The sequence below is a fragment of the Brevibacillus fluminis genome, from assembly GCF_003710825.1.
Classification (GTDB): Bacteria; Bacillota; Bacilli; order Brevibacillales; family Brevibacillaceae; genus Brevibacillus_D; species Brevibacillus_D fluminis.
Genome location: NZ_RHHQ01000019.1, coordinates 47713 through 63179, shown reverse-complemented (window position 1 = coordinate 63179; position 15467 = coordinate 47713). Strand labels below are relative to the sequence as shown.

The 15467-nt window shown below is 49.5% G+C and carries 18 protein-coding genes and 1 other annotated feature; of the genes, 1 reads left to right on the top strand and 17 read right to left on the bottom strand.

What is annotated here, in order from left to right; all coding sequences use genetic code 11:
• Positions 1-4 precede the first annotated feature (4 nt).
• From glmU to metG, 12 genes are all read right to left on the bottom strand, one after another.
• Positions 5-1384 carry a bifunctional UDP-N-acetylglucosamine diphosphorylase/glucosamine-1-phosphate N-acetyltransferase GlmU gene (gene glmU / locus EDM56_RS22875; protein WP_122920247.1) on the bottom strand — a complete coding sequence of 460 codons (1380 nt, stop codon included), beginning with the start codon at positions 1382-1384 and terminating at the stop codon, positions 5-7.
• A 162-nt stretch (positions 1385-1546) separates the two neighbouring features.
• A complete protein-coding gene (gene spoVG / locus EDM56_RS22870) occupies positions 1547-1834 on the bottom strand; it encodes a septation regulator SpoVG (protein WP_122920246.1) in 288 nt (95 codons plus the stop codon).
• A gap of 112 nt (positions 1835-1946) precedes the next feature.
• Positions 1947-2333, bottom strand: coding sequence for a RidA family protein (locus EDM56_RS22865; RefSeq protein ID WP_122920336.1), 387 nt, complete (start codon positions 2331-2333; stop codon positions 1947-1949).
• Between the two features lie 21 nt (positions 2334-2354).
• Positions 2355-3173: a pur operon repressor gene (purR, locus tag EDM56_RS22860; RefSeq protein WP_122920245.1), complete on the bottom strand. Its 819-nt coding sequence runs from the start codon at positions 3171-3173 to the stop codon at positions 2355-2357.
• Positions 3174-3230: 57 nt separating this feature from the next.
• Positions 3231-4109, bottom strand: a complete 879-nt coding sequence (ispE, locus tag EDM56_RS22855; protein ID WP_122920244.1) for a 4-(cytidine 5'-diphospho)-2-C-methyl-D-erythritol kinase — start codon at positions 4107-4109, stop codon at positions 3231-3233.
• Positions 4110-4339: 230 nt separating this feature from the next.
• Positions 4340-4531: a small, acid-soluble spore protein, alpha/beta type gene (locus EDM56_RS22850; protein WP_122920243.1), complete on the bottom strand. Its 192-nt coding sequence runs from the start codon at positions 4529-4531 to the stop codon at positions 4340-4342.
• A gap of 139 nt (positions 4532-4670) precedes the next feature.
• Entirely contained in the window at positions 4671-4943 is a 273-nt protein-coding gene (gene veg, locus EDM56_RS22845; RefSeq protein WP_122920242.1) for a biofilm formation stimulator Veg, read from the bottom strand.
• Between the two features lie 147 nt (positions 4944-5090).
• Complete coding sequence (rsmA, locus tag EDM56_RS22840; protein ID WP_122920241.1) at positions 5091-5987, bottom strand: 16S rRNA (adenine(1518)-N(6)/adenine(1519)-N(6))-dimethyltransferase RsmA; 897 nt, start codon at positions 5985-5987, stop codon at positions 5091-5093.
• A complete protein-coding gene (rnmV, locus tag EDM56_RS22835) occupies positions 5984-6541 on the bottom strand; it encodes a ribonuclease M5 (protein ID WP_122920240.1) in 558 nt (185 codons plus the stop codon). Before rnmV ends, rsmA begins: the two co-directional genes overlap by 4 nt.
• Positions 6542-6723: 182 nt before the next feature.
• On the bottom strand, positions 6724-7797 hold the full coding sequence (locus tag EDM56_RS22830; RefSeq protein WP_122920239.1) for a resuscitation-promoting factor: 1074 nt from the start codon (positions 7795-7797) through the stop codon (positions 6724-6726).
• Positions 7798-8134: 337 nt separating this feature from the next.
• The gene (locus EDM56_RS22825) at positions 8135-8902 is read right to left on the bottom strand and encodes a TatD family hydrolase (protein ID WP_122920238.1); all 768 of its coding nucleotides are present in this window, start codon (positions 8900-8902) and stop codon (positions 8135-8137) included.
• A gap of 19 nt (positions 8903-8921) precedes the next feature.
• Positions 8922-10952, bottom strand: a complete 2031-nt coding sequence (metG, locus tag EDM56_RS22820; protein ID WP_122920237.1) for a methionine--tRNA ligase — start codon at positions 10950-10952, stop codon at positions 8922-8924.
• A 135-nt stretch (positions 10953-11087) separates the two neighbouring features.
• Positions 11088-11349: a binding site (T-box leader), on the bottom strand.
• A 430-nt stretch (positions 11350-11779) separates the two neighbouring features.
• Here metG and EDM56_RS22815 point away from each other — a divergent pair.
• Complete coding sequence (locus EDM56_RS22815) at positions 11780-12046, top strand: AbrB/MazE/SpoVT family DNA-binding domain-containing protein (RefSeq protein WP_122920236.1); 267 nt, start codon at positions 11780-11782, stop codon at positions 12044-12046.
• 64 nt (positions 12047-12110) lie between these two features.
• Here the strand turns inward: EDM56_RS22815 and rsmI are convergent, their stop codons facing one another.
• From rsmI to EDM56_RS22790, 5 genes are all read right to left on the bottom strand, one after another.
• A complete protein-coding gene (gene rsmI / locus EDM56_RS22810) occupies positions 12111-12992 on the bottom strand; it encodes a 16S rRNA (cytidine(1402)-2'-O)-methyltransferase (RefSeq protein ID WP_122920335.1) in 882 nt (293 codons plus the stop codon).
• Complete coding sequence (locus EDM56_RS22805) at positions 12970-13272, bottom strand: GIY-YIG nuclease family protein (RefSeq protein ID WP_122920235.1); 303 nt, start codon at positions 13270-13272, stop codon at positions 12970-12972. The genes rsmI and EDM56_RS22805 overlap by 23 nt, the downstream gene beginning before the upstream one ends.
• Positions 13247-14014, bottom strand: a complete 768-nt coding sequence (locus EDM56_RS22800) for a tRNA1(Val) (adenine(37)-N6)-methyltransferase (protein WP_122920234.1) — start codon at positions 14012-14014, stop codon at positions 13247-13249. Before EDM56_RS22800 ends, EDM56_RS22805 begins: the two co-directional genes overlap by 26 nt.
• A 201-nt stretch (positions 14015-14215) precedes the next feature.
• On the bottom strand, positions 14216-14611 hold the full coding sequence (yabA, locus tag EDM56_RS22795) for a DNA replication initiation control protein YabA (RefSeq protein ID WP_122920233.1): 396 nt from the start codon (positions 14609-14611) through the stop codon (positions 14216-14218).
• A 41-nt stretch (positions 14612-14652) separates the two neighbouring features.
• Positions 14653-15465, bottom strand: coding sequence for a PSP1 domain-containing protein (locus EDM56_RS22790; RefSeq protein ID WP_122920232.1), 813 nt, complete (start codon positions 15463-15465; stop codon positions 14653-14655).
• Positions 15466-15467 lie beyond the last annotated feature (2 nt).

The window sequence follows — 15467 nt, the reverse complement described above, 5'->3', positions numbered from 1 at the left end:
TTCCTTATTTCTTTGCTTTTCGCGGCATTTTGGCCGCGTAGCCAAGTTTATTGGTTTGCCGTTCACGCGCGATTGCCAGCGCATCTTCAGGCACATCCTGGTTAATGGTGGAGCCTGCAGCAACATAGGCGTTGTCGCCGACCTTCACAGGTGCGACCAAGTTAGTGTTGCAGCCGATGAAGGCGTTATCGCCCACGATTGTCTTGTGCTTCTTCTCGCCGTCATAATTGACGGTTATGGAACCGCAGCCGATATTGACATTATCGCCGATTTCAGCATCGCCCACATAGCTCAGATGAGGCACTTTCGATCCTTTGCCTATCTTGGCGTTTTTCAATTCGACAAAATCACCGATTTTTGCGCCGGCGCCAATGTGAGATTGCGGACGCACATAAGCGAATGGCCCCACGTTCACGTCGTTTTCGACCACCGAGTCAACCAGCACCGAATAGGCGATTGATACACCGGCACCGACTTGAACATTTGTTAAATCCGCTTGTGGACCCAGCACAACATCTTGCCCGATCACCGATTTGCCACGCAAATGCGTGCCCGGCTGAATCACTGTATCTTGACCAATCACAACATCTGCTTCAATATATGTCGAGCTTGGATCGATAATGGTAACACCGTTTCTCATATGATGCTCGTTAATCCGTCTGCGCATATAGGCCTCGGCAAAAGAAAGCTGCACGCGGTCGTTTACACCCATTGTTTCGTCCGGGTCCACCGCTTCAAATGCCAGCACCTTCTGCCCTGCTTGGCGCAAAATCTCTACGCAATCGGTTACATAATATTCCTTTTGCGCATTTTCATTTTTGACTTGGCCGATTGCCTTGAGCAATTGTTCATTATTATAACAATATATGCCCGTATTTATCTCACGGATCGCCCGTTCCTCAGGGCTCGCATCCTTCTGCTCGACAATACGAACGACTTCCCCTGATTCATTCCGTACAATACGTCCATATCCGGTCGGGTCAGGCAGCACAGCCGTTAGGACCGTTGCCGCAGCCTGCTGTTCCAGATGGAAATCCAGCAGCTCTTGCAGCGTCTCCTTGGATAAAAGCGGTACGTCACCGTATAGCAAAAGCGTCGTTCCTGTCTTTCCCGTCAAGAAAGGAATCGCCTGTTGAACGGCATGCGCCGTTCCCAATTGTTCCGCTTGCAGCGCATACGAGACGGAATCCCCCAAGGTTTCCTTGACTGCATCTGCACCATGGCCTACCACAACGACAACATCCTTCACCTGCATGTCCGCCAGCGTATCGACGACATGTTGCACCATCGGCTTCCCACAGACAGGATGAAGGACCTTATACAGCTTCGACTTCATCCGTGTTCCTTGCCCAGCAGCAAGAACCACGGCATGTATATTTGACATGGTAACCCTCCAGCATATAAGTTCCACAATGACTATATCTTAATCGTATGTTGTTTTCAAGAGAAGTTTGATGGGCAAACGTTCGGGAAATGATCAAATTTGCTAAGATGGGCTACCTATCGGCCGCAAAAAAAAGCACTCCGCGGAGTGCCTTTTTTCATGTTATGCGCCTGCTTCTACTTTTTCTTCTTCTTCCAAACCGACGCGCTCATATTCATTCAGGACAGCCGCTTGTATTTTCTCACGAGTGGCAGAGGAAATGGGATGAGCGATGTCACGGAATTCACCATCTGGTGTGCGCTTGCTCGGCATTGCGACAAACATGCCGTTGTTGCCATCAATCACGCGGATATCGTGAACCACGAATTCGTGGTCGATCGTAATAGAGGCAATCGCTTTCATTCTTCCATCCGTATTGACACGGCGGAGTCGTACGTCTGTTACTTCCATCATGTTCACTCCCTTTATCTGTATAAGGATGTAGAAGTATTTCCACATGATGGTTAAATATTCCTTCTCTGGTTCCGAAAATTTGTAAAAAAAATAAAAAATATTTTTCCGGTTATTTACCCAGGTAAGCGACGATTTCGATCTCAACCAAAACGTCTTTTGGCAAGCGCGCTACTTCTACAGTAGAACGCGCAGGGCGATGGTCGCCAAAATATTCGCCGTATACCTCGTTCAGCTTGGCAAAGTCGTTCATATCCTTTATAAAGACGGTTGCTTTGATAACATCACCAAGTGACAGGCCTTCTGATTCCAGCACGCCTTTGATGTTAGAAAACACTTGGTGGGTTTGGACGGTAACGTCTCCTTCAACCAGAGTGCCGTCCGGGCGAAGCGGGATTTGTCCGGATGCAAACAGGAAATCCCCTGCCTTTACCGCCTGGCTGTAAGGACCGATCGCTGCTGGTGCCATATCGGTTGCAACATACGTAAGCTTACTCATCAAAATCATCCTTCCCCTTTATTATTGAAAGTAACTACCCAATTCGATCTGGATGTGTTTTTCTTTGATGTCAACTTCGTTCAGCTTTGCCAGTGATATGTATTCGTCGACTAAGCGCTCAGAAACATCCGCTGTTTCTACCATAACACCACAGCCGACAACTGTCGCGCGGAATTCTTGTAACAGATCGATCATCCCGCGAACGGTTCCGCCTGCTTTCATGAAGTCGTCGACGATCAGCACCCGGGACTGTTCAGGCAATGCGCGGCGAGCCAGCGACATCGTCTGGATTCGTTTGCTGGAGCCCGATACATAGTTGATGCTCACGACGGACCCCTCCGTCACTTTGTTATCACGACGCACGATCACCACAGGCACATTCAAATAAGCCGCCGTTGCGTAAGCAAGCGGAATCCCTTTGGTTTCCACCGTCATGACTACCTCTACATCCTGATCGGCAAATGCACTTGCAAACAGTTTGCCGATTTGAGCGAGCGTGGTCGGATGACCCAAAATGTCTGACATGTACAAATAACCGCCCGGCAGAACGCGCTCCGGCTTAGCTAGCTGCTCAATCAGCGTTGCCATGAACGACTTCGAATGCTCTTGATTGACCTGAGGAATATACTTCACACCGCCTGCTGCACCAGCTACCGTCTTCAGTACACCGACACCTTGGCTTTCGAAGGCTTCCTTAATGATCGACAAATCCTCGCTGATCGAGGATTTTGCCGAACCGTATTCCTCTGAAAACAGGGTGAGCGGAATTAAGGTGTGAGGATGAGCGAGCAAGTATTGCGTCATATCGACCAAACGCGCACTCCTGCGTAATTTTTTCATTTCTCTTCCTCCGAAAATCCGAATATTATGATGTTAATTTAACACTTATGTGCGGAATTAGGCAAGTACCTTAACTTCTGCCCCACCTAACATTCGCGCTACGTACACTTCTTTCACGAAACCGCGTAGCGCGTTGTAGATTCGGTGGACCTTTGCTTCCTTTTGCACCAGCGCAAAGACGGTTGGACCGCTGCCTGACATCAGCACACCATCGGCTCCGGAGGCGAGCATTAATTCCTTGATTTGCCGTACTTGCGGATAGCGAGAGAGAGTAACCTCCTCGAGCACATTGCCGAGCGAGCTGCACATCAAGCCAAAATCTTGCTCATCGATGGCACGCACCATATCTTCCGTGCTCGGATGCGATTGGATGCGATCTACCGCCAAGTTTCCATATACATCTGCCGTCGATACGCCGATCGGCGGTTTGGCCAACACGACCCAGCACGGAACCGGCGTCGCAAGCGGCTGCAACTGAACCCCTCTGCCGCGAGCCAGGGCGGTCCCTCCGTACACGCAAAAAGGTACGTCAGACCCGATCTGCGCCCCAACCTCTGCCAGCTCATCCAGACTCAAACCCAAGTTCCACAATCTATTCAAACCGCGCAGCGTTGCCGCTGCATCGCTGCTGCCGCCTGCCAATCCTGCCGCGACGGGAATCTGCTTATCTATGTATAAATGTACGCCCTGCGAAACATTGTACTGCTCCTGCAAAAGCTGCGCCGCTTTATATGCATGGTTTCTCGAGTCATCCGGCACAAAGCTCGCCGAACACTCCAATTGAATTCGTCTGTCGGACAAGAGCGTCAGATCGATTCGATCTGCCAAGTCCACAGTGGTCATTACCATTTCCACTTCGTGATAACCGTCAGGCCGTTTGGCCAGCACGTCCAAGGTTAAATTGATTTTTGCCGGCGCCTTTTCGGAGAACTGCACTGGACGTTCACCCCTGCCTACTTTAAATAATTGTGAGATTTCTCCTGATCTGTTCTAGTAGTTCATTGTATCATAGGGAGAAACTGCCTGCTACTAACCTGAAAGAAAAGCTACTTTTTCAAATTCTCTTTAAGAAAACCTATTTTCAACAGTATCTCCCATGTTGCTAGAAAACGTACCCCTTTCCGGCTGTACAATAGAAAAAAGCCGGGTTTCCCCAGCTTTCTCATTTAACGAGACGAATTGGAATTTTGATTGGCCAGCGCTTCCTCCGCAATCTGGATTGCCCGCTTCACGAGGTTTCCGGCGTCGCGTGTGGTAATGCCGCCCCACCCTTCCTTTTGGACGGTGTCATAAATTCCTAAATCCTTGGCGATTTCCATCTTAAACTGATCGGACATGATGCCGCGTCTGCGACCCATCTGAACAGCCCCCTTTTCTCGTTAAACAACAGTAGTATGCGCCAAAATGCTCCGTCTCACTCCCGCGCCCAAATGTCGCTTCTTTTCAAACTTCCGGATTATTCGTTCACAAATGAAAAAACAGCAGAGCCACTAGGCTCTACTGTTGGATGTAGGTGATGCGAATATGTTCTTGTTCACGACAAACAGTAAGCTCAACTGTTTCCGTCAGGATGTCAGCGTAACTGTAAGAGACCCTTTCAAAAAGTTGATCATCGTCCAGCTTTACGATAAAAACAGATGGGTACGTTTCTTCGAGGATGCCTGATCGCTCAACGGTCTTACGGCGGCCGCCATTCGCCTTGAGCATGATGCGTTGACCAATGTGCCCGTCCAAACAGCGTTTAATATCAAGTAACGCGTTCCTAGCCATTTGTTTCATCCACCTCGCTTAATCCTATTGTAACAGCTCCTTACTATTTTGTCAAACAAATTTAAAATTATAGCAACGAAGTCGAGTTTTTGTCAACGGTCATTTTTGCAAAAAACATGCTGTAGCTTGTCGATTTTTTCATATTTTTTAACTATTTAGGTGCAATCCGGTACGGACGACTTCATTTGCCAGCTTTGCATACTCGTCTAATGAAAGCGTTTCCCCTCTGCGTGTGGGATCTATACCAATCGATTCTAACAACTGTATTACTGCTTCCTTTTGATCTTTCCTAAACAGATTGTGCTGCAGGTTATTCAGCAAGGTTTTGCGCCGCTGGGCAAACGAGGCTTTGACCACCCGGAAAAACATCGCCTCATCCAGGACATCGACGGCAGGCTTCTGGCGGATCGCCAGCTTGATCACGGCAGAGTCGACGTTGGGCTTGGGAACAAACACGCTGGCAGGCACGATCATTTCCACGCTTGCTTCTGCATAAAACTGCGCGGCCACGCTGAGCGACCCGTAATCCTTCGTACCGGGCTTGGCCGCAATTCGCTCCGCCACCTCCTTCTGAATCATCACGACGATGTTCTCGATCGGCAGCCGCTCCTCAAGCAGCTTCATCAAGATTGGCGTAGTCACATAGTAAGGGAGATTGGCGACGACGCTGAATTTGTCATAGCCAGCGAATTGCTCGCGAACGACTTTGTGTAAATCGAGCTCAAGCACATCGCCATGCACGACACTGACATTGGAGTATGGCGACAATGTATCAGAGAGAATCGGAAGCAAGCGTTGGTCGATCTCTACCGCCGTTACGCGGCCCGCAGCGCGACACAGCTGCTCGGTCAGTGCGCCGATACCCGGACCAATCTCCATCACCGCTTTGTCCGCGTCCAAATCAGCCGACTCTACAATGTTATGCAAAATATTGGTGTCGATGAGGAAATTTTGTCCCAGACTTTTTTTGAAGGTGAATCCGTGGTTCGTTAAAATCTCTTTGGTTCTGGTGGGGGTAGCGATATCTTTGTACTTCTCTGTCATGGCCGATCTCCTTTTTCACTGTTCACGGCGGCTACTGCCCGCAAAAAGTCTTCTTTACTGATCTGAAAAGCATTCAGTCGCTTGTGCATCTGTTTGACGTTGGCATAGCCGATCCCCAGCAATTCACCGAGCTTCAGCCGGCGTGCTTTGGAATCCGGCCCTGAGGAAAGCCCCGCTTCCACCATATCCTCGACAGAGATCTCTCCCTCGGATTCGGCCATTTCCGTACGCAGCTCGCTTAAAGCCTTAATGATCGTCGCAGGTGAGGCATTCTCCACACCGATATCGCCGTTCTTGGTGCCGTCCTCTTGTGTAATAAACGCGTGCTTTATACCCGGCACCGCTCGGCTGATGATTTTGCGAATGCGCTCTCCCTGATAATCGGGATCAGTCAGGACGATCACGCCACGCTTTTCCTGTGCCAGACGGATTTTTTTCAGCACCGTTTCATTGATTGCAGAACCGCCGGTCTCGATCGTATCGGCATTGACGGCCCGCTTGATGGCGACGGTGTCGTCTCTTCCTTCGACAACAATCATTTCTTTTATTTTCATGGATGCATTCTCCCGTAAGGTTTCTTCCAGTATTTTATCCAAAAAAGAATACCATATCGATTTCAAAAACAAAATGTTTTACTTGGAATCGCTTTGCCATTTCCGCTCTGTATTAGAAAACCTGGCTACACCATACAAAAAAAAGACAGGGGATCGTCCCCCTGCCACTTTCACAATTTCTATTATTCCGGCTTCTTTGGTCCAATGATGTAGACGACTTTTCCCCGCTTCAAGCCAAAGCGCCTCGCTTCTGCTTCACTACTCAGAAAAACGTCAATCTTATGACCATTTACAGCGCCGCCTGTATCTTCAGCCCGGCGATAGCCGATTCCTTCAATGTAAACCCACCAGCCCATTGGAATTACGCTTGTGTCTACTGCAATCGTCCGCCCCGCCTCCGCTTTGCGCCCGGATGCGGTATGCGTTCCGACATCTGGCGAATACGCGGTCAATGTGACGCTTTTCAATACACTGTGAGGTCTGAAATTCTTGCCTCCGCGCGATACAAGCGATGCCGCCACTACGGCTTGGTTCCGTGGCTCTGCCTCTGCGCTAGCAATCGTGGCTTTCATCGTCCCTACTGCGATAATCCTGTCTTTTTTCGGGGTAATCACGTCACGCTTGACGAAATCGCGTGATACCTCCTTGCCATCCTGCAAAACGACCTTATACTGAGAAATCGCTTTTCCTTCTTGCCCTTCTTGCATGACGCGTGTCTGCCCTTTTGCCAACGTGTCGTCGGTTTTGCGCATCTCCTGATAAGGGACGCGTTCTTCCGTCTGCTCCAGCTTTTCATCAATCCGGGTAATCTGAATGGGCGAATCTTTGGTTATGCTTGCTGATTGAGCAGGTTCTACCTGATCTTTTGGCCGAACAGCAATCCCAGCCTCCTGCAATACATCCGCAACATTCCGTTTTAACGTATGTATCACTTTCGTTTGCCCATCAACGTGTACGGGCACATCCCAGCTCGTGTCTAGTTGTATCGTTAGCGCGTCTTTCAACTCTGTCGATATCGTAGGTGTCAATGAATCCTGATTCGTGTAGGTTATTTGCTGCTCAGCGAGAAAATCCTGAACAGTTGCTGCGTGTGTTTCATACGTTTTCGTAACGCCATCTACCACAAGCGTTACTTGCTTTGGCTGGTTGCTTAGGATCACGAAGTAGCAAACGGCGGACAACACGACCAGACCCAGAGCACCGAAACCGGCTATTATTCGAGCCTTGTGCGTCATCCAAAACCTGCCTAACTCCATTCCCCACACTCCTTTACAAAAAATATGAAACAAAGCAGGATTGATTTTATGCTACTTTAGTCTTTTTGTCAAATTGACATATGCTGACGATAAGCATATTGACAAGACATGAAGCAGCATTTTTGGGAGAATCTTGAAAAGTTAAGATACACCTTAACAAAGATTTCCAGAAAAAACTAGGTCCTTTCTGTCGATAATATTTGTCGATCCTCTCTTTTTGTTCGACAATTTCAACAATATGCAATGCATGACACCGCTAGAACGGCGAATATACTAGTAGAGAGAAAAAAGGCACCTATTCCAGCTCGGAATAGATGCCTTTGGTGCGTGTTTTCCCTTATGGCAAACGGAACAATCGCTTTGCATTTTCCGTTGTAATTGCCGCCATTTCCTCATAACTTCTTTCGTGCAGACGGGCCATTTCTTCGCAGACGAGTCGGACGTATCCGGTTTCGTTCCGTTTTCCGCGATAAGGATGTGGCGTCAGATACGGGCAATCTGTCTCGACCAGCAGACGGTCGAGCGGCACCTTCACCGCGACCTCTTTCGGTACCCGCGCATTTTTGAAGGTCAGCGGGCCGCCGAACGAAATGTAAAAGTTCATGTCCAATGCCATTTTTGCCGTTTCCCAGCTGCCTGAGAAGCAGTGCATGATGCCACCCACTTCTTCCGCCTTTTCCTCACGCAGGATCGTGATGATATCCTGGTGGGCATCGCGGTTATGGATCACGATCGGCAGCTGCAGCTTACGGGCCAAACGAATCTGCTTGCGGAACACTTCTGCCTGGACATCTTTCGGCGAAGTGTCCCAATAATAATCCAGCCCCATCTCACCCAATCCGACCACTTTCGGGTGGCGGCTGAGTTCTTCCAGCCAATCGAGGTGCTCGTCGCGGAAGTCTTTGGCGTCCTGAGGATGCCAGCCGACAACGCCATAGATGAAATCGTACTTTTCCACCAGCTCCATGCACGTCGGAATCGTCTCTGCATTGAAGCCGATGTTGACGATCGTGCTGACGCCGTTTTCGCGGGCCCGTGCGATCACCTCGTCCTGATCCTCTGCGAATTCAGGTGCATTCAAGTGCGCATGCGTATCAATAAGCACAGCTTTGTCCTTCCTTTCCTTACTTCACGATCGCACCGTTCGGCATGCTTGGATCAACTGTGCTCAATGTCAGTTGATCGCCGACAGATGCTGCCAAAATCATTCCTTGCGACATTTCGCCACGCAGTTTGACAGGCTTCAGGTTGGCCACCACAATCACCTTTTTACCGACCATTTCTTCCGATGTGTAGTATTTAGCAATCCCCGACACGACCTGGCGCTGCTCATAGCCAAGATCGAGTTGAAGCACAAGCAGTTTGTCCGCGTTTGGATGCTTCGCGCATGCGGTGACTTCAGCTACACGTAACTCAACTTTACCGAAATCGTCGATGCTGATTTCTTCCTTTGCATCCTCCGGTTTCGCTGCAGCCTTAGGTGTTTCAGTCGCGCTTTGAGGAGCATTTCCTGCTGCCAACGCTTCCTGTTTCTTCTTGTTCTCTTCCGCCTGTTTGCGTGCTTCTGCCGTCGAGGCGTCGATGAACTCCAATTCCTTCTCCACATCATAGCGCGGGAACAGCACTTCATCGCGGATTACGCGGCTGCCTGCTGGCAGGGCGCCCCACTCAGCTGTCGATTCCCAGCTGTGGACTTGCGTTACATCGGCAATGCCCAGTTGACGCCAAATTTTTGCCGGCGCCTTGGTCAAGTATGGCTGCAGCAGGACGGACACAATCCGGATGCTTTCTGCCAAATTGTACATAACCGTGCCGAGGCGTTCGCGGTTTTCTTCGGATTTGGCCAGGTTCCACGGCTGCGTCTCGTCAATGTATTTGTTTGTACGGCTGACCAGCTCCCACAGATGTGTGAGCGCATTGCTGAAACGCATTTCTTCCATATGCTCCTCAACGAGCGGTTTGGTCTTGCGAGCTAGCTCGATTAACGACTCATCGAATTCGCCTGGCTGTGTCGGCTGCGGAATGACACCGTCAAAATATTTCTCGATCATGGCAACCGTACGGCTAACCAGGTTGCCCAAGTCGTTGGCCAGGTCAAAGTTGAGGCGCTGTACGAACGTTTCTGGCGTGAATACGCCATCTTGGCCGAATGCGATTTCACGCAGCAGGAAGTAACGCACGCCATCGGAGCTGTAGCGGTCGATCAGGAATTTCGGATCGATGACATTCCCTTTCGACTTGGACATTTTTCCATCCGGCATGAGCAGCCAGCCGTGGCCGAATACTTTTTTCGGCAGCGGTTGGTCGAGTGCCATCAGCAAAATCGGCCAGTAAATCGTATGGAAGCGGAGAATGTCTTTACCGACCAGATGAATGCCCGGCCAATAGCGCTTGTACTTGGAGTCGTCCTCCGACAAATAGCCGAGTGCGGAAATATAGTTGGTCAAGGCGTCGATCCATACATAAATGACATGCTTCGGATCGCTCGGCACCGGGATGCCCCAGTCAAACGTGCTGCGCGATACGCTCAAATCCTGCAGCCCTGGCTTCAGGAAGTTGTTGATCATCTCATTGCGTCGCGATTCCGGTTGGATGAAGTCCGGGTTTTCTTCAATATATTGAAGCAAGCGGTCTTGGTACTTGGACATACGGAAGAAATAGTTTTGCTCTTTCACTTTTTTTACTTCACGGCCGCAATCCGGACAGAAATAACCTTTGTCCGTCTTCGCCTGCGTTTCTGTCCAAAACGCTTCATCCGGCACACAGTAATAGCCCTCGTATTCTCCCAAATAAATATCGCCTTGATCCAGCAAGCGTTGGAAAACCTTTTGTACAACATCTTTATGGCGCTGCTGCGTGGTGCGGATGAAGTCATCGTACGAAATGTCCAGTCGATCCCACAGATCGCGAATCCAGTCGACAACCGGATCAATGAACTCAAGCGGCTTCAATCCTTCGGTCGCTGCGCGTTCTTGCAACTTTTGGCCATGTTCGTCCGTCCCTGTTAAATAATACACATCGAATCCGCGCAAACGCTTGTAGCGGGCCATCGCATCCGCTGCGATCGTGGTATACGCATTTCCGATATGGAGCTTGTTGCTCGGGTAATAAATCGGTGTCGTAATGTAATACGTTGGCTTAGAAGCTTGTGACATGAAAAAACTCCTCCTTACGTGTTGGGAATTAGAAAACCTGGCTATGCCAAGCTTTTTGGCGGAGCCGCGGTTGCACTTATACTGGATAAGAATTTTATAAATTCTTATCTGTAAAATAAAAAAACAGCCTATCCCCATTGGGACGAGCTGTTATCTCGCGGTACCACCCAAATTTTCCGCCCTTTCGCAAAGACGGACTCGACAAGTCACTACGGACCCTCCTGTAACGCAGGAATACGTTGCACACTTACCGATTGCAGCACATGTTGTGTTGGCTGCCGGCTCACATGCAATAACTCAGGGGCCATCTTCAGCTTTCGTCTTATGCCGGCTTTCACCCGACCCGGCTCTCTTTTGATAAGACTGCCAAGCTTACTCTTCCCGTCATCGTCATTTGTGGTCATATCGGGAAAAACATTACAGTTTTTATTTTACACGAACTTTTGCCTTTGTAAACGCAAGATGTACTGTCTTTCATCTCGATTTTCTTGTCGAACGAAAGTAAATATTATTCGACAAATCGTGTCGAATCGACAAAAACATACAATTCTATTTTTTATAGTAAAATACCTTTTATTGAAAAATCGGCACCCAATTAAACCATCTGCTATAGACAGCGAATAACCTTTTGAGTTATTGTAGTTATCAAAACTAACGAAAAGATAGCGCATATAGGAACATCCTAATATTCTAATAACTGTAAATAATATATTGACACCTTTGGGAATCGTTGGTATGATGAAAAAGAAGTAAATTGTCGAATATTGACGATAAAAAGAGTAAGAGATTTTAATAAAAACATAGCTACTTTAGGGAGGAGACAAAAAATGTTGAAATCTACTGGGATTGTACGTAAAGTTGACGAATTGGGCCGCGTGGTGATTCCAATCGAACTCCGCCGCACACTGGGTATCGCTGAGAAAGACGCTTTGGAAATTTTTGTTGATGGAGAGCGCATCATCCTGAAAAAGTATGAGCCTGCATGTATTTTCAGCGGCAACGCAGAAGACTTGGTTTACTACAAAGGCAAAATGATCAGCAAAGAATGCGTCCGCGAACTGGCTGAATTGTTGAACGAAAAAGCTGTAAAATAAGCTATTCACATAGAGAAAGACCGCCAACGCTCCCTTTTTGGACAAGCGTTGACGGTCTTTTGTTTCATTCTTCACTGTGATACAAATTGTACACTTCGCGCTTCGCCATGCCTCTGTCATCTGCAGTCGTCTTGATCGCGTCCTTTGTCGTCATGCCGTTCTCCACATAGTGCTCGACATGCTCGTTCAAGGTCATATCGTTCCACCATACATCCGCTTCCTTGGCAGGCTCCAGCGTTTCCGAAACGCCTTCCACCACGATACAGAATTCGCCTCTCACCTCGCCGGACTCTACCCAATCAAGCAGTTCACCCAATGTCCCGCGCACGAACTCCTCATACCGTTTCGTCAATTCGCGCGCCAGTACCGCTTGGCGTTCCCCCCATACTTCCCGCATGGCACCGAGCGTTTTGGCAATCCGATGTGGCGCTTCATAAAAAAGAAGCGTTTCGGGATAGAAGCTCAACCGCTTTAATTCCTTCCCCCGCTCCTTTTTGTCGCGCGGCAAAAACCCGACAAACAAAAATCGCTCTGTAGGCAGCCCTGAAGAAATGAGCGCTGACAGCGCCGCATTCGCTCCGGGGATCGGCACGACTGCATATCCTGCGGAAACCGCATCGCGCACGAGCTCCGCGCCCGGATCTGAAATGGCCGGGAGCCCCGCATCGCTGACCAACGCGATCTGCTTGCCCTCAGCCAGCCATTGCAATAACCCGTTGCCACTCGCCTCCTTGTTATGCTCATGATAGCTGACCAACCGTTTGTCGATCTCAAAGTGATTGAGCAGCTTGCGGGTTTGACGCGTATCCTCGCAAGCGATCACATCGACCTCTTTTAATGTATTCAACGCCCGAACGGTCATATCGTCCAGGTTGCCGATCGGTGTGGCAACCAGATACAACACGCCGCCCTGCCGCTCCTTATCAAAGCTTTTCTGCACTTGCACGCCCACGTGTGCCACCTTCCTTTATCAACCATTCCTTTTTTTCGCGACTCAGCCTTTTGATTGCCTCTTCTCGGCATAGCCCCCAGGAACGGTCGCTGCCTTCCTCCAAATAGACCAACTGAAACGGACCGCGGCCGCGGGTATATTTCGCCCCTTTGCCTTCTTCATGCTGGCGCAGCCGCCGCTTTGGCTCCGTCGTGTATCCGGTATAGAGCGATCCGTCTGCACAAAGCAATATGTAGACAAAATGCCCTTTATACAAGGGAATCTCGTTTTCCATAATACATTTCGTACAATTCCTCACAATATTCCTCTCCCTGCTCATACACCACCAGCGGCGGCTGAATTCGCAGCTCCGGCTTTCCGCCTTTCATCCCTTCGATCAGCACCATGTTTGGCTCAGCGTCGCGCCGCGGATGAACCAGACGCATCCGTTTCGGCTCCACATCGTATTGGCGCATCAACGTAATAATGTCGATCAGGCGCGTGGCCCGATGCACCAGCGCGATTTTCCCCCCGTTTTTCGCCAGTCGGCTACTGACCCGGATAACATCTTCCAGATTCAGCAAAATCTCGTGGCGGGCAAGCGCCTTGTGCTCATTTATGTTTTTTTCGCCGCTGGTTGCCGGCATATAGGGAGGGTTGCACGTAATCAGGTCATAGCCGCCATGCCCCAACAGCTCTACAGCGTTCTTCACATCGCCATGGTGCAGATGAATTCGGTGTGAGAGACCGTTCAGCTCCATATTTCGCTTGGCCATATCATACAGTCTTTCCTGAATTTCGACGCAATCGAACACAGCCTCTGGCGTTCTCGTGCTCATAATCAGCGGAATCGCTCCGTTCCCTGTGCACAAATCGACCACTTTTCCCCGTTTCGGCACAGAAGCAAAACGAGCCAACAAGACTGCATCCATGGAAAAGCAAAAGACTTCATGGCTTTGGATGATTTTCAAATCGTGGGTCAATAAATCGTCGATACGTTCTGTTTCGTACAAAGGGACTTGCCTGCTTGCTTCCATCGCTGCTCTCTTGCTCCTTTTTCATCGTATAAGAATTTATAAGTGCTTGCGCTTATTAATTCTGGAGCGGAAGAAAAACTTCCACAGATCGAAGGATCTGCTTCTTGAAAGGACTTCTGAAAGAAGTTTTTCTTATCTCGAATGATCCGCTATTTGAAAAAGCGACCTGCCTTTACACAAAGGTCAGGTCGCGCTACTTGCTTACTTATGGGTGCTTCCTCCGCCGCTCAAGAGCGAGAGGCAAAACAGGCAATCTTCCTTTTCTTTACGGAGGCTGCCGAAATGCACATTGCAAATGTGGAAGCCTTCCGCATACAGTCTGGCCAAGTTATCGTAACCTTCGCCAACCACTTTTTGCTGCTTCGACAGCGTGGCGGCGGCATGGGTCGCCGTTCTGGACGGTTTGCTTGTCTGCGCACGTTGTGTTGGCTGCTTCTTATCCAAACGGTTGCGCAGGTGTTCATTTTCTACAAGCAATTGTCCGTTTTCTTCTATCAAGGCGACAACGACATCTGTTAGTTCGCCTATTTCCCGATACAAAGCGCCGATTCTCTCTTCGATACTCGCCATCTTGACGAAGATATCACGTCGATCCACTTCTCCACCTCTTCCCCGCTTACCGATCGTCAAGCGTTACTTTAGCCAACCGCATATCCGGTGGTAATTTCGTCGAGGGAAAACTCCATGACACGGCCTGCTTCAAACAGCTCGACCTGCACCGAATTCTCAAGGATGTTGACGCCCACTACTTTGCCCAGCCCCATCGGCGTTCCGACGCTCAGCCCAATTTCCGGCATTTCATCCTTGGTGCCTTCATAATTATCGTTTTCGTACTTCAAGCAGCACATCAAGCGGCCGCATAACCCGGAGATTTTGGCCGGATTGAGCGAAAGGCTCTGGTCCTTCGCCATCTTGATGGAAACAGGCTCGAAATCGCCCAAAAAAGTGGAGCAGCACAGCAAGCGACCGCAGGGGCCGATCCCTCCGAGCATTTTTGCCTCGTCGCGCACACCGATCTGACGCAGTTCGATTCGGGTGCGGAACACGGAAGCCAAATCTTTAACCAGCTCACGGAAATCCACGCGACCGTCCGCGGTAAAGTAAAAGATGATCTTGTTCCGGTCAAAGGTATATTCGACATCGACCAGCTTCATCTCAAGATTGTGCTCTTTTATTTTGGTCTGGCAAACGGAAAAGGCATTCTTCGCTGCTGCTTTATTTTCATCGACCTGTCTTGCGTCCGTCGTGTCTGCAATGCGGATGACTTTCTTCAGCGGTAGAACGACATCGGTATCCGCCACTGTCTTGCGTCCAATCACGACCTTGCCGTACTCGATCCCTCTTGCTGTCTCTACAATCACGTGCTGGTCTTTCTCGACAGGAAGTTGTTCAGGGTCAAAATAATATATTTTGCCCGCCTTTTTAAAGCGGACGCCTACGACCTCATACAAGG